The following is a 19,748-nucleotide window of genomic DNA, read 5'->3' on the forward strand; positions in this document are numbered from 1 at the left end:
AAAAAAGTTTCACCCATTTAACTATAGACTGTTTATTAAAAAAAGGAAAGGCATGAAATGGAAAGGAAAGCACAACAAAAAAACCCACCCGAAAAAGGTGAGTTTCATAATGTTTCTCATGTAACAAGAACAATCGGCAAAATCTTTTAATTTTCTCTTATTTTCGTGGTAACGAAAATGTAAATGTCGTTCCATGTCCCATTTTACTTTGAACTGAAATATGTCCATGATGGGCATCGATAATGTTCTTCGCAATCGCTAATCCTAAACCTGTACCAGCCCTACCTCTTGTCCGTGCTTTGTCAGCCTTATAAAAGCGTTCAAACACGAATGGTAAATCCTCCTCAGGAATCCCTGAGCCCGAATCAGTAACTTCTACCTTTACCCCAAAATCATTCTCGTTAACTCGGAGCATAACGGAACCCTCCCCTGGGGTATGACGGATGGCATTGTCAATCAGATTGGTTAGCACTTGTTCAATTCGATCAGGATCAAATGAAAGATCAGGAATATCACTACCCACTTCAGAACTTATTTGGATACTATGTTCCTTAGCAAGCCCCTGAAATTTATGAATAATCCTATTCATAAATGTGCTTAAATTAACTTTTTCCTTCGTTAACTGTATGTGGCCAGCTTCCATCCTTGCTAAATCCAGAAGTTCATTAACAAGACGACCCATTCTAAGTGATTCATCATAGATGACTTTTGCCATTTCTTTTTTCTCTTCTTGGGATTCTGCAATATCATCTACAATGGCTTCGCTATATCCCTGAAGCATTGAAATCGGAGTCCTTAGCTCATGTGAGACATTGGCAATAAAATCTTTTCGCATTTTTTCTAATTTCCGTTCCTCTGTCATATCTCTTAAAACGGCAACAGCACCCCGAATGAATTGGTTACTATATAACGGACTAACAAGAATAACCCAATGTCGCCCCTGAAGAGAAATTTCTCCAATCTGTTCTGTCTCTGTATCGACTGCCTGCTGAAAAAGCTCCATCACTTGTGAAGGAATCTCTTCTGTATTTGTCGAATTTCCGCCTTTTTCATAATACCAATATTGTAAAAAGCGGTCAGCTGGGGGATTGGTAATCAAAATAGTCCCATCACGATTAAAAGTGATAACACCATCTGCCATACTGCTTAAAATACTAGAAAGCTGTTCCTTTTCCTGATTAAGGGCATTCATGTTAAATTTTAACTGCCGCCCCATTTGGTTAAAGGCGGTAGCCAGTTCACCAATTTCATCATGAGTAAGAATCGGGACCTTCGTATCAAATTTACCTCTTGCCACTTCAAAAGCTGCTTCCCGCATTTTTATCAATGGTGCTGTGATTCTAGTTGAGAGAAAAAAGGCAAATATAGTAGTAAGAATAATGGCAACTCCAGCAACAAGTAATATATATTTCGTCATTTCGTGTGTTGTCTTTCGAACGACCTCTAATGATTGATAAATAAAGACAGCACCATTTTCATCCGAGTCAAGATGAAGAGGCACACCAATAATAGAATATTTCGAGGCCTGTTCACTACTAATATTTGGAGAAAGGGAATAAACCTTTTGCACCTCAATCTTCTCTTTAAATACCTTTGATAATTCTTCATCTTTTTGAATATCGCTAATCGAAAGTTTAACTTTTTCTCCTGTGTTAGGAGAATAAAAGATTTCCTCACTATTCTTAACGATAACTACCTTCGTAACGTCATCAATGATCTCCCAAGAAATTTCTAACCCTAAAGGAAACTCCATGTCCTGGTGTGCTTCCAAAACTGTTGCAATTTTTTCCGCCGTATTGGTTAAATCATCCCTTGTTTCAGATATGTTATAGTTCTCAAAAAACTCAAGTAACATAACCGTTAATATAAAAAGGATAAATGCAACCAAAAAGATGATGGTAAACCAGAGTTTACCTACTACACTGCGTAGAAAGGTCATTCATTTACAACCTCAAATTTATAGCCTACTCCCCAAACTGTTACGATCATTCTGGCAGCTTGCTCAGATACTTTATTTAATTTTTCACGAAGGCGTTTGACATGAGTATCCACTGTGCGTAAATCCCCAAAAAATTCATAGTGCCAGACTTCTTTCAACAGTTGTTCGCGGTCAAATACTTTATCTGGAGCTTTGGCAAGGAAATATAATAACTCATATTCTTTAGGAGTTAAGCTAACTTCTTTACCATCAGCTGTTACACGGTGTGCATCATTATCGATTGTTAAATGAGGGAAAACAATTACATCCTTAGTTGTAGTTTCTGTTTGCAGATAACTTGTTTGTGAAGCTCTTCTAAGGAGTGCCTTTACACGCAATACCACTTCCCGCGGGCTGAATGGTTTAACGATATAATCATCCGTTCCAACTTCAAATCCCTGAACACGATTAACCTCTTCACCTTTAGCGGTTAACATGATGACTGGTGTTGCTTTCTTTTCCCTTAATTCACGACAAACTTCAATCCCGTCTTTCCCCGGCATCATTAAGTCTAAAAGAATGACATCATAGTCATTAGAAATCGCTTTTTCTAATGCTTCATTTCCATCCTCAGCTTCATCGATTACATATTCTTCACGCTCTAAATACATTTTTAATAAGCGACGAATTCTTTCCTCGTCATCTACTACTAAAATTTTCACATCTTTATCCATTAATTAATCCCCCCATGGTGTTATTTTACAAAAAGGTAAAGTATTTGACTATATTTTACGGTAATTGTCTGATAAAAAAGTGTCTAAATTTTGACAGATAACCTATTCAGTGATTCTAAAAAAAGCCTTCACTTTAAAAGTGAAGGCTATTAAATTCGTTAATCCCGCATTAACTGGCAGTAAGACACCCACCTTAAGATTCAAAGTTTACAAAGTCGAAGAAGAAAATTGGGGGATCAACTGCCAGTAAAAGCCCGATTGGTTCAACTAACCATCAGTGGGGGATGGAAAAAAAACCCACTGATGGAAGTTTCACCTTATTACCCTGCGTATGAATGCAGACCAGCAATGACTAGGTTGACTGCTACTAGGTTAAACATAATGATGACAAAGCCAATAACCGCTAGCCAAGCAGACTTTTCACCATGCCATCCTTTTGAAAGCCGCAGGTGTAGAAAGGCTGCATAAAAAAGCCAGGTAATTAAAGCCCATACTTCTTTTGGATCCCAACCCCAAAAACGTGTCCAAGCGATTTGTGCCCAAATCATGGCAAAAATCAATGCTCCTAGAGTAAATACAGGGAAACCAATTAGGACAGAGCGATAACTAATTTCATCCACTAAATCCAGGTTGATTTTTCTAACAAACGGCTGTAGCGCTGCCGCAATCCGTTTTCTTAAAATCAATCTCAATAATCCATAGAGGATAAATCCTCCGATAAATGACCATAAAACAGTATTAAACTTTTTGGCATTAAGAATGGCAGGTAGCTCAACCAGAGGTTCAAATTTCCCCTTGGTTGTAAGTTCCCAATCATTTGGACCAGTGATAGCTGGCATAGTGTATTCAATGGTAGCTTCAGTATCGTTTTTATCGATCCATTTAAATTCTGCCTGATAATCCATGCTTGAAAATAAAGTCGATACCAAGACAAAACCAAGTGTTGTTACTAATCCAAACATAACGGCTTCAAGCCAGAATGTTCTCTTACTTGCTTTCGATTGATCAATAACTTTTACAAGGTAAATAAGACCAGCCGCAAAGCTTATTGCTAAGATTGCTTCTCCTAAAGCTGCTGTTGTAACGTGGATATGAAGCCAGTCACTTTGCAGTGCAGGAATTAACGGTGAGATATCTCTTGGAAACATACTCGCATAGGCAATAATTAAAACTGCCACTGGCATTGTAAATAATCCGAGTAAAGGTGTGCGATAAATAAAATAAATAACGATGAATGCCCCAACAAGTGCCATACCAAAAAAGGTTGTAAATTCAAATAAATTACTAACAGGAGCATGTCCTGCTGCAATCCACCTCGTGATAAAATACCCCAACTGTGCTATGAACCCAATCATTGTTAAGAAAATAGCTATTTTCCCCCAGCGGTTTGTTCCTCTTTTTTCGTTGCCATCTTTTTTTGATTTAATGGCACCACCAAAAAAGAGGGTAGCTGTTAAATAAAGTACAAAAGAAATATATAATAAATTACTACTTATTGTAACCAACTAAACTCCCTCCTTATCCTTTCTTTCCGATTGAAGTTGATCATCCGGCATCTTTATTTTCGTTTCTGAAAGTACTGTCTCAATTTCCCGTTTTAAACCATACCAGTTCTTGTTCGTATGGGCAGCAATCCAAATTTCGCCGTTCTTGTTTTGGACCCAAATCCTGCGATGATTCCAATAAGCGCCTTGAATAACACCAATCATGAAAATGATTCCGCCCAAAATGATAATCCAAATTGTTAAATCTTTACGTACAGTAAGAGCCGTCACATTTTTTGTTGCTATCCCCTTAAATGCCATCTTATATTGATTGTTACCTGAAGGTTCAATTGTTTGCTGAATAGCCACAAAACTTGTTTCCCCATCTGGTTTTTCAGGTGACACCATTCGAAATACAAAAGCTGGATTATTTGGAATACGGGATTTCGTTGTTGGTTCCCCGTTTTCTGCAAATTCAAAGTCCGGGAAATAGCTTAGAACATCAACTGAATAGCCATTACCTAAATCATAGCTTTCCTTTGGATTAAAAAGATCAATTGTTAAATCACCGAATGTCTTCTCAGATGTTTTATCTGTTAACGCAAAGGACATCTTATTTAATTCATCTAGCTTATAATCTACTTGATATAAAGCAAAAGATTCAAATTTTAATGGCTGATTAACCTTAATCTTGTGTTCTTTAATCTTTTCTAATTCCGGCTTCTCACCAGGAATAGCTGGTCCCACTCTTTTAAAGAGAACGGCATTGGTTTGATAATTCTTAGCAACCATTCCTGCACGATCAATTGCAGCTTCAAAGGTTTTATCCTTTTCCTTATCATAATGTTCAAGAATAAACTTGTTATTAGAAACATAGTATTGTCCATCCGTTTCAGGAATAACTTTCGTTTCTCCTTCACGAAGCCATAATACTTTATCGATATACATACCCGGAACGAAACGCAGCATGCCTCCAATTAAAAAGATAATCAATCCGACATGGTTTACATATGGACCCCAGCGAGAGAAACGGCCTTTTTCAGCAAGTAAGTCACCATTTTCTTCCCGAACGTGATACCGTTTTCCCTTTAACTTCTCTTTTATTTTGCTAATCTCTGTCGTATCTGTACCAGGAGTTATACCGAACAATCGTTGTCGTCTTAAAAAGCCTTCATGCCTTGTTACCTTTTGAGCTTTTAATGCTTTATACAATGGGACAACTCTATCTAGGCTACAAATAACAAGCGATATCCCAATCATCGCTATTAAGATTAAGTACCACCAAGAACTATATAAATTATTAAAGCCTAAATCAAAATATAGTTTTCCAAACCAACCGTATTCCTGTTCATAATACTCAGCCGCTGGGAGTGTTGGAGGTATGTACATTTCCTGAGGAAGAATCGTTCCAACCGCAGAGGCAATCAATGTGATAACAATTAGCCAAACGCCTACCTTGACGGAAGAAAAGAAATTCCAAATTCTATCTATGATTGTTTTATTATAGGTTTGTGAGCGGCGGGCACTGCCTTCATAACGCATATCCAGCAATTGCTTCTCATTTGCTTGGTCATCCAGGACTTTTCCACATGCTTCACATAAAACTGTACCATGTGGATTCACATGTCCGCATTCACATTTCACATCTTTCATTGCAAAAATCTCCCTGTAACCATTAAGGTTTAATTTTCTCCATAAACTCTCTAACCATTTCTTCGGTTAATTGGCCTGTATGATATTTAACTACCTTTCCTTCTTTATCAATTAAGATCGTCGCTGGAAGCGGGTCAATTTTATAGGCTGTGCGTACTTGTTCATCTTTGTCAATCACGATAGGGAAATCAAGATTAAAACGATCAGCAAATTTATTTACTGCCAATTCCGATTCACTAATATTTACAGCGAGAACCTGAACCCCTTGATCTTTAAATTGATGGTATTGGTTATTAATATAAGGAAATTCCTCTTCACAAGGCTTGCACCATGTTCCCCAAAAATTCAAAAATACTCCTTGACCTTTATAATCAGAAAGCTGATGTTTTTCACCTTTCATATCGACTAGGACAAAATCAGGAGCCATTTCCCCTATGGCCACTTTCTTAATATCCTCTTTCGTTAAATTGGCATAGAGTGTATAGGCAACGGCAGCACCTAGCACGAGTAAAATAACTGTCCTCATTACTAATCGCCGTTTTTTCATTGCTACTCCCCCTTGGATAAATCAATTACTAAAGACAATTTGTCTAAATTATATCATTTATCAATATTGACACAGTGAAATCAAAATTATGAAAATGTGACAGCTTTATGAATTTTTCTTTGTTGACTCCATTGCAAGAGCACGCAATTGTTTTACTTCATGATGTGTTAATTCTCTTGCATCACCTGTTGACAAACCTTTTAAGGTTAAAAATCCATAACGCTCTCGTTTAAGTTTTATAACTTCATTCCCAATTGCTTCAAACATTCTTCTAACTTGACGATTTCGGCCTTCATGAATGGTAATTTCTACAATTGCTGTTTGTTTCTTCTTATCAACGGAGAGAATTTTTACTTTTGCTGGAGCCGTTTTTCCATCCTCTAGTTGTATCCCCCGCTCTAATTTCCGGAGATTCTCTTTTAAAGGAATTCCCTTCGTTTTCGCAACATAGACCTTATCAATTTGATTACTTGGATGCATCAATAAATTAGCAAATTCTCCATCGTTGGTTAGCAATAGTAAACCAGAAGTATCATAGTCGAGTCGTCCAACTGGATAAATCCTTTGTTTTTGCTCAGGAAAGAAATCAGTGACTACCTTTCTCCCCTTATCGTCGTTAACACTTGAAATAACCCCGCGTGGCTTATACAAAAGGAAATAAACAGGCTCCTCCCTTTCAATTGGTATTTCATCTACTTCAACCTTATCAGAAGAAGTAACCTTCACTCCCAGTTCCCTGATAATTTTTCCGTTCACCTTGACTCTACCTTCTTTAATCAACTCTTCAGATTTTCTTCTCGAAGCAATGCCAGCTCGGGCAATGACTTTCTGCAATCTCTCCATTTATGATCCACCTCAGTTGTTTACCATAATAAAGAACAACTAGTGGCAAACACCATAGTTATTCTATCCTAATGAATTATGACACAAAACTTACCTATTTCAAAGTAGCGGCTCTTCATTATCTATAAAAAATAAAAAGCAGGTTCCAGTAGCAGCTGAATTGCTACCGGAACCCACTTTATTTATGCGAATACTATATTAAGATTGTAAACTAGGTTGTTCCAAAAATTAGAGCGACAACTATTATAGCGACAATAATCCCAACTACATCTGCAAGAAGTCCTACCTTTAAGGCATCCCCCATTTTTTTAATCCCTACTGCTCCAAAATAAACCGTTAGCACATAAAAAGTGGTATCTGTACTTCCTTGTAACACGGAAGCTAATCTGCCTATAAAAGAATCTGGTCCGTATACAGCAATCAAATCGCTTGTCATTCCAAGGGCTGCTGTTCCGGAGATTGGCCTGATTAGAATAAGCGGAATGATTTCCGCAGGAACTCCTATGGATTCCATAACAGGACGAATCCACTTCATTAAAGACTCTAATGCTCCAGAGGCACGAAAAACCGATATCGCAACGAGCATCCCTACTAGAAATGGAATTATCGAAACAGCAATTTTGATTCCTTCTTTACCACCCTCAACGAAACTTTCGTAGGTTGGAACCTGTTTTATCGTGCCATATATCAAAATAAATCCTATCAATACAGGGATAAACCCAAGGGAAACAAGCGAAATAATTTCCATGCTTTTCATCCTTTACGTCTTCGTCGATTATAAAAATAGCGATCAATCAGCACAGCTGCTATCATCGAAATGATGGTTGCAATGAGGGTGGGAACGACAATCTCGGTAGGTGAAGCAGAATTATAATTCATTCGAATGGCAATGACGGTCGTGGGAATAATCGTAATACTGGCAGTATTAATCGCCAAGAATGTTACCATTGACCTGCTCGCAGAATTTCCCCCCCCATTTAATTGCTTCAATTCCTCCATCGCTTTTATCCCGAGGGGTGTTGCCGCATTACCCAAACCAAACATATTGGCAATCATATTGGACAATATGTATCCCATTGCTGGATGATCCCCAGGGACTTCAGGAAACAAGCGTTTAATTAGTGGTCGACATAATTTAGATAATCGGTCAAGAAGTCCTGATTCCTCGGCAATCCTCATCATTCCAAGCCAGAAAACGAGGATGCTAATCAGACCAATACAAAGTGTTACCGCTTCCTTTGCGCCAACAAAAATAGCTTTGTTTACCTCTTCCATTGTCCCATTGACTAGTGCAAAGATAATTCCAACGAGGGTCATAAATACCCAAATATAATTAACCATATGTTCTCACGCCAATGAATGACAAGAATAACTCTTTTAAGGAATCAAATAATCCCTTCTTTTTTTCAGGACCTGACTCATAATATACCGGTACTTCCTTTACAACTTTGTCATCCAGGTATACAGCAGCCTTACCAACTACCTCACCATTTTGCTGTGAACGGTCAGATTCATCATCTGGCTTATTCAACTTAAATTTAACTGAAAATAAATCCATTTCTTCCTTCGTCGCCGGGTATACAACATCCTTCTTTAAGTAAAGATGGTTATGATAATACTTATTTTCAACATCAATTTTTCCTTTAGATAATACTTCTGCCATATCATAGCTCTTAAAACCATTTTCATACATGGCAATATGGTCATTCCAGTCATTAGAAGCATTCAATGTAACTGCTATTAAACTCATATCATCTTTTGTCGCGGTGGAGACAAGTGTTCTTTTGGCACGCTTCGTATAACCCGTCTTTCCTCCCGTTGTATATTTATATTTTGTTAAAAGACGGTTTTTGTTTTTCCACTGCCTTTCCCATTTTTCGGTTGGATTCGGAGCATGATAGACTTTCGTACCAACGATTTTTTGATAGGTTTCATATTTCATCGCATAACGAGTCAATAATGCCATGTCATAAGCTGTAGAATAATGATCTTCATGATCGTCCAACCCATGCGGATTAGAAAAATGAGTATTAAGCATACCAATTTCCTTTGCCTTTTGATTCATCATGAAAACAAATCCGTCTAAACTTCCCCCTACGTGTTCAGCAATGGCAACCGCCGTATCATTACCCGACCTTAGCATTAATCCATATACTAAGTGCGCAAGCTTAATCTCTTCACCCGGCTTTAAATAGACGGATGAACCTTCTGCCCTAGTTGCTTGGTCACTTACCTTCACCATCTCATCCATTTTCCCCGATTCAATAGCAAGCAGGGCGGTCATAATTTTAGTGATACTAGCAATTCTCCGCTTTGTATGTGCATCCTTTTCAAATAGAATACGCCCTGATTCCTGCTCCATTAAAATGGCACCTCTAGCACTGACGGAAACAGAAGCATCCACCTTTTGAGGAATGTTAGCAATGAATAATGAGACAATGAGGAAAAATAGAACCAGCTTCGAAATCATTCTCATAAGATTTACCTCGTCCCCTTCTTTGACAGTCAGCTAATGCTATCGAGCATAGCCGCGTAACTAGTTTTGTACAATTTTATGCAGGACAAGGGTCGATATGACAATTTGTCCACAATTTATTCGAAAAGCTCCAGCCCCCTTGGCGCTGGAGCTGGACATTTTTCAAAGTCAAATATATTTTGATATTAAAAAAAGAAAAGCAATTGACGAGGAGTCAATTGCTATCGTTAATAAGCAGGCCATTTTATCTCTGCAGCCTTATCAAAGCGCATTTCTACATCATTCCAGTTTACAAGCTTCCACCAATTTTCTACATAATCAGCCCGGTTGTTCTTATATTGGAGGTAATAAGCATGCTCCCACACATCGAGCACAAGAAGTGGTATCGTATCCCATTGTGTCAGCAACATATGCCTTTCTGATTGTAAAATCTCAAGATGTCTCGCACGCGGGGACCAAACCAAGAGAGCCCAACCTACTCCTTCTACTTGTTTTGCTGTTTCCGAAAATTGCTTTTTGAACTTTTCGAAGCTGCCAAAATAGCTCTCTATTTCTCTCTTTAGAAGTCCTTGAGGGCTGCCTCCACCTTTTGGAATCATATTTTTCCAAAATATCGTATGAAGGTAATGACCCGAACCGTGAAAAGCCAATTCTCTTGACCAATGTTTTATGAGCGAAAAATCATTCTTTTCCCTTGCCTTCTTAAGATTGATCTCTGCTTTATTTAACCCATCCACATAGGATTGATGATGTTTATCATGGTGTAATTTCATAATTTCCTCCGAGATATAAGGTTCCAGTGCATTATAAGCATATGGTAGCGGAGGCAAAGTGTGTCCACCAGCAGGGACTGATTTATCAACAGCCCAAATCGTTCCAACTCCTTGTTTTCTCTGAAAATAATTTTCCATTTGTTCATGAATGTTCTCTGCCTTTGATTGTAGATTAAGCATATCAGCATCCGACAATTCCTGATTTGATTGATCGATTATCTCTGTAAACTGATCCAACTGCTCCCACAATTCTGTGTTTTCTCTCACATTTTCAGATTCCAGAAATCGTTTCATTTCTTCATTCCAGTTAAATAATTCATGAACATATTGCTGAAACCGATCCATACGATCCCCCCTAAATTACTAATCTAACTAAAAGGTATGAAAGAATTTCGGGAATATGAACCTTCAATTAGACAGAAAAAGCTCCCCTTTAGGAAAAGGGCAGCTTTAATTACGTGGTTTATTTAGATTGAATCATTTTAGTTCTATAATCCGTCTCGTAGTACTCCAGTTCTTCTCTAATTCTTTGAAAATCTCCCTCAATACCTTTCACTAATTGCTGAAGATTCTCCGGAACACTTTTATAAAATTTTATAGAATTTTTACCTGTATAAGCAGAACGGCTGTCCTCAAACCAAGCATCGTTTTTAGGAGAGAAAAATTCTTCAATACACTGATGATAAATTCGATATAATGTTTTCTCTGCTGCAGCCTTTTGAAATGGTTCACATTGAGAAATTACAGAACATGCATCTAAGCTTTCCTCACAATAGACAAGTAGCTTTCGTAAATTGGAAAGAACGGACTTGTAATAATTGACATCGCCTTTAGACAATTGATCCATAGTCGAAATGGTGGTTTCATTCAAATAATTTTCTAATGTATTGATTGTAGAAGAGAGAAATATTTCTACATCATTAAGTTGCGAGCTAACTAATGAATTCCCCATACCTGCACCCCTATAGTTTTATTATAAAATTCTCGTGATTTAATGCTGCAGCATGTACTCAAGTGGTGAGCGCAGCTCAAAGTGTTTCTTTGCTTTAACAGCAAAAACAATTTCTGGTAATTTATTAAAATCAACATCTTGAAAATAAGAAACAAATTCTTGTTTGGAATTAATATATAATCGCTTTCGATTTCGCAGTCCCGAATTCTTTATTAAGCAAACGAGAGCAACAATGTCCTTAAAGGTTACCTCTGTTTCCCCATTAGTGAATATCGGGTTTTGTTGATAGGGAGTAAATTCACTGATAAGTTCATCAAAAAATCTAACGTACAGTACATGGAGAGTTCTTTCTTCTCCATTTTCGAGAAAGGTCACTTCACTTCTATTAAAGAAGTCTTCCGAAGTATTTGATTTTTCTTTTTCCAACTCGTATCCGATGCATTCCTTTATTACCAATTGTATCAATCCCCTTTAGCTAGAACTAATCCGTCATATCACAGGAAATATTTTGAATCTTATTTTTATTTTATCACAACAATTTAAAAATGTTAGTGAAATTAGGAGTTAATCGTTTCATTAAATTTCTCAAAAAACAAATCAGCCTCTTCCTGAACATATTCTTCATCAACCTTTTCAGGAAGCTTTGGCAATTCCTTAATATTTTTCAATCCAAAATAATCAAGGAATTCTTTTGTCGTTCCATAAAGAATCGCCCTACCTGTACCTTCAGCACGGCCCACTTCTTTAATGAGTGCTTTAGACACTAGTGTGTGCAGCGGTCTTTCTGTTTTCACACCACGAATTTCCTCAATCTCAGCACGAGTAATTGGCTGTTTATACGCAATGATGGCTAATGATTCTAATGCCGCCTGTGACAAAGTAGTCGTATTTGGTGAATCAACCAGTCTTTTCAAATAAGAAGCATTTTCCTTCTTTGTTGCAAGCTGGAAAGTGCCTGCAAGCTGTACAATTACTATCCCGCGATTCACATCATTTTCATAGGCTTGTCTTAAATCCTTCATAATTTCGTCAGCCTTCTGCTCCTCTACTTCTAAAACTTCAGCCACCTGTTTTAATGTAAGGCCCTCGTCCCCCGCCGCAAAAAGCAGGCTCTCTAAAATGCTTTGCCATTTAATGATTTCCAAACCCTTCTGCTCCTTCCTGTATCCCGCATTAACGGGCAGTAACCCCCTCCTTAAAACTTTAGGAATATCAATGAAGTATGTGTGGGGGATAACTGCCCGTAAAAGCCCGATTGGTTCAACTAACAATCAGTTGGGATGAAAAAAACCCCACTGATTGAAGTTTCACTGTACTGCTAGAACAAAGATATCGCCAAAGTTTTCACTTTGTTCTACGTCAATTTCTTTTCTTTTGATTAGCTCTAAGATGGCCAGAAACGTAACTACGATATGTTCCTTTGCTGGGTAGGGAAACAATTCATTAAAATTTTTTCGGCCTGTAAACTTTTTTAATTCAACCATAATTTCAGACATTCTCGTCTCAATGGATATCTCCTGCCGAGTGATTCTCGTCGACATTGGCCTCTGCAGCTTCTTTCGCCGTAGAAGTTTTTGAAAAGCTGCCAGCATATCATAAAGGGTGACATTCATCTCGGTTTTTTCTGGCAGTTTCTCCTTTGCGAAATCGGAAAGATCGCTTGGAGGTTTCGTAAACATCAAGCCACGTTCTTCCTCGAGTGATTTCAAGTCCTGTGCCGCCTCTTTAAACTTACGATATTCAATTAGTCTTTCAACAAGTTCGTCCCTGGGATCTTCCTCATAAGTGATATCTGAATCTAAAACTTCCAATTCCTCTTCATGCTTTGGTAAAAGCATTTTACTTTTAATTGCCAGCAGCGTTGCAGCCATAACTAAAAACTCACTTGCAACATCAAGTTTAAGCTCAGTCATTGTTTTTATATACATTAAGTATTGTTCGGTAATTTGAGCAACTGGAATATCATAGATATCAATTTCAAGCCGATTAATTAAATGAAGCAGTAAATCTAACGGCCCTTCAAACGCATCAATTTTAACATTATATGGAATCATCTTTCACCAAAATCCTTGATCTAATTCGTCTCTAATAAATTTAGACTATTACTAGTATAGAGGATTCAAATACGTTATCCAATAAAAAATTCATTTTGCGGGATTGTCTTAAAAATAAAATGTGATGATTGCCCATAACAATGGACAAACACCCTACATATGATGAAGTGAAAAGAACAACAAAACAGTTACAGGAGGTTTTACATTATGTCTGAAGGTGGATATGGTTTTGGCGGCGGCTTTGCGCTAATCGTAGTTCTATTCATACTGTTAATTATCGTTGGTGCTTCTTGGTTTTAATGAATAGAATGTAAGCCCGGCACACAGCTTTTGTGGCGGGCTTTTTTAAAGTAGTTCTTAAGGCTGATGGCGATTATATGTTAAACTATACATAAAAATAGGACTAGGGGGGTTACCTTGTACCCGAATGAATACATTCAATTTTTAGTGCATTTTCATGGGGATCGTGATTATTTTGAATGTCATGAAATACTAGAAGAATATTGGAAGGAGTCTAGTAATCAGGATAAAGACTCTATTTGGGTTGGTTTTATCCTTCTTGCGGTATCTGCCTATCATCATCGCCGGGCAAACCAGAAAGGGGCGATACGAACGTTAGAAAAAGCGATAAAGATTTTTACATTCCAAAGAAGTCTTTTAGCGAAACTCGGTATTGATCATCAGCTTCTTTTCCCTTTGTTAGATAAGAGACTTGAAGGGTTAAAAAACGAGGAGAGCTATACTAGCTTGCAATTGCCTATTTCTGACCCATCATTGCTAGATATTTGCTTAAATAAATGTGCAGAACAGGGGTTTCAATGGGGGAATGCTAGTGATTTAACAAATGAAGGGATTGTACATCGCCATAAATTACGGGACCGTTCATCTGTCATTCGTGAACGGCTTGAAGCATTAAAAAGCAAAAAAGGCAACGATTAACACATCGCTGCCTTTCCTTTGACCTTAGCAGTTATCACATTTTTGAATAAATGGTGCGGTATCTTCATTTGAGGTAATTTTTCGCTCAGAATACATGTCCTTCAAAAATTTAACCATTCTTTTTCCAACACCTTGGTAGCGATGGGAAGGATTGACTGAAATATGCTGAATTTGAACTGAATTTTCATCATTATTTATTCGTACGCCAATAAGACCGATGATGTCATCTTCCTTCCAAAGAAAGAGCTGCAGGTCCTCTTCTGTTTCATACTCCTTAATCGTTTGTTGGAGTTTCTTCAGGTCCTTCTCATTCGGCATAAAGGACAATAAGCCCATGGCTATTTTTTCAAAAGTTTTCTTATAACGAATTAACATAATTGATCCCTCATTATATTAAATAAACCCATTTTAACAATAGTCTATTTTATCCATATCAATCATAAATAAACAGTTTTATCTATAATATGTATAATTTAAATTAAAGTGTTTCTTTTATGTACATCATACTTAATAATTGTCTTTCTATCAATCCCTTGTGTTTTTTATCTCGGTACAATAAAGAGCCAATAGATAATTCCCCAAACGAACGATAACCCAATAAGGATTCCAAAGATTGTCCAATTGCTTTTTTTCATAAAAAAACCTCCAAATGATATTTGAAGATGTTGTACTAGCCTTCATTCTACACTATGTAATAAAAATAATCCATTTTCTAAGAAAATCGGTAGACTGCCGCAATTGCGGCAGTCTTTTTTACTTTAATGGCAAGTCAAAGCGTACTAAATCCTCATAGGTTTCTCGTCTTACTACGAGTGCTGCCTCTCCATTTTCAACAAAAACAACTGCTGGACGCGGCAAGCGATTATAATTATTGGACATCGAATATCCGTATGCACCAGTACAAAAAACAGCTAGAAGATCATCTTCACCAGTTTCAGGCAGTGGCAGATCCCAAATCAACATATCGCCGGATTCACAGCATTTACCAGCAATAGAAACCTTTTCTGCTGTTTTAGCTAATGGCCTATTTGCCAGTACCGCTTCATACTTTGCCTGATAGAGAGCAGGTCTTATATTATCACTCATACCACCATCTACTGCTAAATATTTTCTTACACCTGGTACTTCTTTTGAAGAACCAATTTGGTACAGGGTGATTCCCGCATCGCCAACAAGTGAACGGCCTGGTTCAATCCAAATTTCTGGCATTTTCATTGAAAATTCCTCAACTAGATTTTTCACTTCTCTCATAATTTCACTAACATACTGAGAAGGTAAAATCGGCTCATCTTCACTCGTATAACGGATACCAAATCCGCCACCCAGATTAAGGACTTTTGCCTCAAAATCTAGCTCAGTCTGCCATTTATTCATCTTCTCCACAATTTTTCTAGCTGCCAATAGAAAACCTGTTGTCTCAAAAATTTGTGATCCTATATGACAATGTAAACCAAGAACTTCAAAGTTTTTTGTTAGGAGTGCTGTTTTTAACGCTTGCTCCGCCTGTCCATTTTGCAAGTCAAATCCAAATTTAGAATCTTCCTGACCGGTTAAAATGTAATCATGCGTATGCGCTTCAATTCCAGGTGTAACCCGAAGAAGGATTTTTATCGTTTCATTTTTTTCAAGACAGATGGTCTTTAAGAGTTTCAATTCATAAAAATTATCTACGACAATACAGCCAATTTTGTGTTCCAGAGCCATTTCTAATTCTTCTCGACTTTTATTGTTGCCGTGAAAATGAATTCTTTCAACGGGGAATCCCGCTTTAATGGCTGTGAATAACTCTCCTCCTGAAACGACATCAAGGGATAAGCCTTCTTCATCTGCAAGCTGCAGCATTGCAATCGTTGAAAACGCCTTGCTGGCATAAGCAACCTGTGCTTTCACATTTTGCTCATCAAACGTCTGCTTAAACCCTCTGGCCCTTTCTCTCATTAACGCAACATCGTAAACATAGAGAGGAGTTCCAAATTGCTGGGCCAACTCTACTGCATCTACTCCACCTATTTCCAAGTTACCATTGGCATTTACTCCTGTTGTCCCGTAAAAGTACATTCCCTTCCCTCTCTCCATAAAGACTCTTCTATTAGTTTATGTTGAAATAAACAAAAGTAATAAATAAATAGACAGAATCCCTTTTGGATACTGCCTATTTTTATTTTTTTAATTAAAATTACTTTAGCACAATAAATTGCATTCCGCAATTACTTATTAGCTTGAGGCGGAGGCTGACGGTAACGATTTCTTGGATGGACGATACTTGGTCGTAGAATCGATCCAGGCACAGCCCTGCGGAAGATAATTTGTAAGAACCCTTTTGGTTCAAACGGTAGAAAAGGCCATAAATACGGAGTATTAAGAGCTCGAGATTTTGCCAGATAGATAAATAGTAAAGTACCACCGATGACAAAACCAGGTGTATGAAATACAGCTACTAAAATTAGTATTGCCATTCTAGACATCTTATTGGCTACACTTAATTCATAGCTTGGTGTTGTAAAAGTTCCGATTCCAGATACGGCAACATATAGGATTACCTCTGGTACAAATAATCCTACATCAATAGCAATTTGTCCAATCAATACGGCTGCAATCAAGCCCATCGCCGTTGATAATGGAGTCGGTGTATGAATGGCTGCAATTTTTAGAAATTCCAGACCAAAATCAGCAAGAATGATTTGCACAATGATCGGAATATTCGTCTTATCATTTGGCCCAATAAATTTTAACGTTTCCGGTAATAATGATGGCTCTAACACAAACAGCAGCCATAAAGGCAGTAAAAAGATAGATGCTAAAATCCCTAAAAAACGGGACCAGCGCAGAAAGGTACCCATTGTAGGAGCTTCGCGAAATTCCTCGGCATGTTGGATGTGATGGAAATAAGTAGTTGGTGCAATAATCACACTCGGTGAAGTATCAACATAGATAAGGACATGCCCTTCAAGTAAATGTGCTGCCGCCACATCCGCTCTCTCCGTATATCTCACTAAAGGAAATGGATTAAACCCCTGTTTAAGGATAAACTCCTCCACCGTTTTATCGGCCATTGGTATTCCGTCAATTTTAATATTTTTAAGTTCCTTTTTTAGGATATTGACTAAGTCTGGGTCCGCTACATCTTCTAAATAACTTATTGCTACGTCCGTTTTAGAACGTTCCCCTATTTTCATAATCTCAAAGCGAAGTCGTTCATCACGAATTCTTCTTCTGGTTAATGCTGTATTAATCACAATATTTTCAACAAAGCCATCTCTTGAGCCTCTGACAACTTTTTCTGTATCTGGCTCTTGCGGATTTCGACCTGGATAGCTTCTAACATCAACGGCAAAAGCAATTCCACCGCCCTCGACAACGACAACAATTAAACCTGATAAAACTGAAGTAACCATTTCATCAAGCGTTTTTACCCGCTGTACGGATTGGTTTACCAAGCGGTTTTCAACTATTTTGACGAGATCCGTTGATAATTTTTCATGATCATTAATTCTTACTAATTCTTCAACTGTTTCTATAATAAATTGGGTATCGCATAAACCTGTTACCCAATAAAAATGGACATCTTTTCTGAGGATTTTTAACTTTCGGACCCCGAAGTCAAAGCTTATCCCCAAACCAACACGCTGTTTCATATAGTTTTCAACTTCCTGTAATGATTCAGGTATCGGCCATTTTATTTCATCCTTACTTGTCATGAAAACCACTCCTTTCGAGGATTAGTTCTACCGCCTTTTTTGTAATCGGTGACCCACGTTCATAGGAATCATGCTTAGCCATTTTTCCAATATCACCGATTCCAACAATAATAGGAACATCCAATTCATCGAGCGAGTAAACTGTATCACCATTTAATCTTCCAATCTCAAGCTCTGGGATTCCGAACTTATCAACACCATATGGGGTTAATTCGCCGTCTCGGTCAATACTGACATCTACCCTTGTCCACTCAGCTTGATGGGTTTTTGCAGCCACTGCGATAATGCCAAGTACTTCAATATCCTCATGAGTGGCAACATACTTTAAAGCTCTTTCTCCTGCACCTTCACCTTCAAGTCCACTATCATCAAACATCACTAATACAGGGTCATGATCTGCTTGTTTTATGAGATTTACGAGTTCTTCTCCTGAAAGGACAGAGGGATTTCCTTGTGACTTAGTAATACAGCGCCCCCCAATTTCCTTGGCCACAAGCTCTACAGCTCTCTTTGCATACTCATCACCATCTGTAATTAATATAACCCGCCGTCGAATACTCATTCTGGGATATCCTCTCTTTTAAAAAGCTGAAGCTAGCCTCTCTTCGCTGACTTTAGTGGTGAACAAAATAGACCCATTGAAAGATGGAACCAGCAATTTTACCTAATACAATTGCCATAATTAAGATAATGATTTTTCCGTCAATCCCCATTCTCTTCGCTAGCACCGGAAAAACATTTAAAGCTTCAGTAAGCCCTGCAGCTAACATTCCAACAAAGATACCATCTGCTAGACCGAGCGGGATCATAATGTAGGGGGTTACTCCTAATACTGGATCTCTGAGGCTTGCCACTACACCTGTAAGAGCACCCAACACTACAGCCCATTCATAATGATGAATCATTTTCATCGTTTTAGATAATTGGGTCAATCTCGGAATAATTCCAAGCACTGTAAGAAAAGCAACAAATCCTGATCCAACCGCCAAACCACTGGCAAGTCCAACGAACATTACCACGATAATCTTAATTGTCATTGACCTGTTTCATACTTTCTTTATTTTCATGAATAATCACGTAGTTATCGATGTCCATTTGATAGTTAAACATTTCAACCTCTAACGGGCTTGGTTCTTCATTAATCCTTTTTTGAAACACATGATTAAAAAACAAAATCATTCCAATTCCTAAGCCAATGGAATAAGGAATCTGAAAAACCCAAGGCTTTGAATGTTTCATACCAGTTATGATTGTAAATAATTTTTCCTGTACACTTTGCATACTGACATCATCATGAAAATTCATAATGGCCATTGCGGAGCCAAAAAATAATAAAAACCATATTAACAGAAATAAAGGATACGACATTTGTTTTTTCTTCATGATCACTTCGATAATCGTTTGTGCCGGTCCAATGGATTGGACCTCTACCTCTTCAATTAAATTAGTTATCATTCGAATGATTTTCATGACATCTATGATGACAATGTTTTTGTCTTCCACGGTAACCTGGTAAATCTGAAGTTTTTTTAAAAGTGGGACTACTTCGTCAGGGGCAATAACTTGGGCCAGGTCCATTAAATAGATTTTTTCGTCTTGTTTTGCTAGAACACGATTCCGCATGCGGATGTAAATTGTTTTTTCCAAAACACTCACTCCCCACACATTGATTTCCTT

22 protein-coding genes are annotated in these 19,748 nt (G+C 37.7%); 2 read left to right on the plus strand and 20 right to left on the minus strand.

What is annotated here, in order from left to right; all coding sequences use genetic code 11:
* Positions 1-157 precede the first annotated feature (157 nt).
* The 14 genes from ACWM35_RS05220 to ACWM35_RS05285 form a co-directional block, all read right to left on the minus strand.
* A complete protein-coding gene (locus tag ACWM35_RS05220; RefSeq protein ID WP_454816149.1) occupies positions 158-1,939 on the minus strand; it encodes an ATP-binding protein in 1,782 nt (593 codons plus the stop codon).
* Positions 1,936-2,652, minus strand: a complete 717-nt coding sequence (locus ACWM35_RS05225; protein ID WP_454816151.1) for a response regulator transcription factor — start codon at positions 2,650-2,652, stop codon at positions 1,936-1,938. The genes ACWM35_RS05220 and ACWM35_RS05225 overlap by 4 nt, the downstream gene beginning before the upstream one ends.
* A gap of 320 nt (positions 2,653-2,972) precedes the next feature.
* Positions 2,973-4,157: a c-type cytochrome biogenesis protein CcsB gene (ccsB, locus tag ACWM35_RS05230; protein ID WP_454816153.1), complete on the minus strand. Its 1,185-nt coding sequence runs from the start codon at positions 4,155-4,157 to the stop codon at positions 2,973-2,975.
* A complete protein-coding gene (gene resB, locus ACWM35_RS05235; protein WP_454816155.1) occupies positions 4,158-5,789 on the minus strand; it encodes a cytochrome c biogenesis protein ResB in 1,632 nt (543 codons plus the stop codon).
* Between the two features lie 22 nt (positions 5,790-5,811).
* Positions 5,812-6,336 carry a thiol-disulfide oxidoreductase ResA gene (gene resA / locus ACWM35_RS05240; protein ID WP_454816157.1) on the minus strand — a complete coding sequence of 175 codons (525 nt, stop codon included), beginning with the start codon at positions 6,334-6,336 and terminating at the stop codon, positions 5,812-5,814.
* 105 nt (positions 6,337-6,441) lie between these two features.
* Positions 6,442-7,179, minus strand: coding sequence for a 23S rRNA pseudouridine(2605) synthase RluB (rluB, locus tag ACWM35_RS05245; RefSeq protein ID WP_454816159.1), 738 nt, complete (start codon positions 7,177-7,179; stop codon positions 6,442-6,444).
* Between the two features lie 211 nt (positions 7,180-7,390).
* Entirely contained in the window at positions 7,391-7,927 is a 537-nt protein-coding gene (locus ACWM35_RS05250) for a spore maturation protein (RefSeq protein ID WP_454816161.1), read from the minus strand.
* A 5-nt stretch (positions 7,928-7,932) separates the two neighbouring features.
* The gene (locus ACWM35_RS05255) at positions 7,933-8,520 is read right to left on the minus strand and encodes a nucleoside recognition domain-containing protein (protein ID WP_454816163.1); all 588 of its coding nucleotides are present in this window, start codon (positions 8,518-8,520) and stop codon (positions 7,933-7,935) included.
* Positions 8,513-9,655, minus strand: a complete 1,143-nt coding sequence (locus tag ACWM35_RS05260) for a D-alanyl-D-alanine carboxypeptidase family protein (protein WP_454816165.1) — start codon at positions 9,653-9,655, stop codon at positions 8,513-8,515. The genes ACWM35_RS05255 and ACWM35_RS05260 overlap by 8 nt, the downstream gene beginning before the upstream one ends.
* Positions 9,656-9,882: 227 nt before the next feature.
* Complete coding sequence (locus tag ACWM35_RS05265) at positions 9,883-10,773, minus strand: superoxide dismutase (RefSeq protein ID WP_454816167.1); 891 nt, start codon at positions 10,771-10,773, stop codon at positions 9,883-9,885.
* A 118-nt stretch (positions 10,774-10,891) separates the two neighbouring features.
* Positions 10,892-11,380, minus strand: coding sequence for a YpuI family protein (locus ACWM35_RS05270; RefSeq protein ID WP_454816169.1), 489 nt, complete (start codon positions 11,378-11,380; stop codon positions 10,892-10,894).
* Positions 11,381-11,419: 39 nt separating this feature from the next.
* Complete coding sequence (locus ACWM35_RS05275; RefSeq protein WP_454816171.1) at positions 11,420-11,836, minus strand: hypothetical protein; 417 nt, start codon at positions 11,834-11,836, stop codon at positions 11,420-11,422.
* Positions 11,837-11,937: 101 nt separating this feature from the next.
* Complete coding sequence (gene scpB / locus ACWM35_RS05280; RefSeq protein WP_454816172.1) at positions 11,938-12,525, minus strand: SMC-Scp complex subunit ScpB; 588 nt, start codon at positions 12,523-12,525, stop codon at positions 11,938-11,940.
* Positions 12,526-12,687: 162 nt separating this feature from the next.
* Complete coding sequence (locus ACWM35_RS05285; protein ID WP_454817088.1) at positions 12,688-13,431, minus strand: segregation/condensation protein A; 744 nt, start codon at positions 13,429-13,431, stop codon at positions 12,688-12,690.
* 210 nt (positions 13,432-13,641) lie between these two features.
* On the opposite strand from ACWM35_RS05285, the gene ACWM35_RS05290 reads away from it, so the two are divergent.
* Both ACWM35_RS05290 and ACWM35_RS05295 read left to right on the plus strand, forming a co-directional pair.
* A complete protein-coding gene (locus tag ACWM35_RS05290) occupies positions 13,642-13,734 on the plus strand; it encodes a YjcZ family sporulation protein (RefSeq protein WP_454816173.1) in 93 nt (30 codons plus the stop codon).
* 117 nt (positions 13,735-13,851) lie between these two features.
* The gene (locus ACWM35_RS05295) at positions 13,852-14,373 is read left to right on the plus strand and encodes a DUF309 domain-containing protein (protein WP_454816175.1); all 522 of its coding nucleotides are present in this window, start codon (positions 13,852-13,854) and stop codon (positions 14,371-14,373) included.
* A 24-nt stretch (positions 14,374-14,397) separates the two neighbouring features.
* On the opposite strand, the gene ACWM35_RS05300 is transcribed toward ACWM35_RS05295, so the two are convergent.
* From ACWM35_RS05300 to ACWM35_RS05325, 6 genes are all read right to left on the minus strand, one after another.
* Positions 14,398-14,748, minus strand: a complete 351-nt coding sequence (locus ACWM35_RS05300; protein WP_454816177.1) for a GNAT family N-acetyltransferase — start codon at positions 14,746-14,748, stop codon at positions 14,398-14,400.
* Between the two features lie 378 nt (positions 14,749-15,126).
* A complete protein-coding gene (gene lysA / locus ACWM35_RS05305) occupies positions 15,127-16,431 on the minus strand; it encodes a diaminopimelate decarboxylase (RefSeq protein ID WP_454816179.1) in 1,305 nt (434 codons plus the stop codon).
* 149 nt (positions 16,432-16,580) lie between these two features.
* On the minus strand, positions 16,581-18,071 hold the full coding sequence (locus ACWM35_RS05310) for a spore germination protein (RefSeq protein WP_454816181.1): 1,491 nt from the start codon (positions 18,069-18,071) through the stop codon (positions 16,581-16,583).
* Positions 18,061-18,633, minus strand: coding sequence for a stage V sporulation protein AE (locus tag ACWM35_RS05315; protein ID WP_454816183.1), 573 nt, complete (start codon positions 18,631-18,633; stop codon positions 18,061-18,063). Before ACWM35_RS05315 ends, ACWM35_RS05310 begins: the two co-directional genes overlap by 11 nt.
* A 52-nt stretch (positions 18,634-18,685) precedes the next feature.
* Positions 18,686-19,108: a stage V sporulation protein AB gene (locus ACWM35_RS05320; protein ID WP_454816185.1), complete on the minus strand. Its 423-nt coding sequence runs from the start codon at positions 19,106-19,108 to the stop codon at positions 18,686-18,688.
* Positions 19,098-19,718 carry a stage V sporulation protein AA gene (locus ACWM35_RS05325; protein WP_454816187.1) on the minus strand — a complete coding sequence of 207 codons (621 nt, stop codon included), beginning with the start codon at positions 19,716-19,718 and terminating at the stop codon, positions 19,098-19,100. Before ACWM35_RS05325 ends, ACWM35_RS05320 begins: the two co-directional genes overlap by 11 nt.
* Positions 19,719-19,748 lie beyond the last annotated feature (30 nt).

Source organism: Neobacillus sp. K501 (assembly GCF_053749995.1).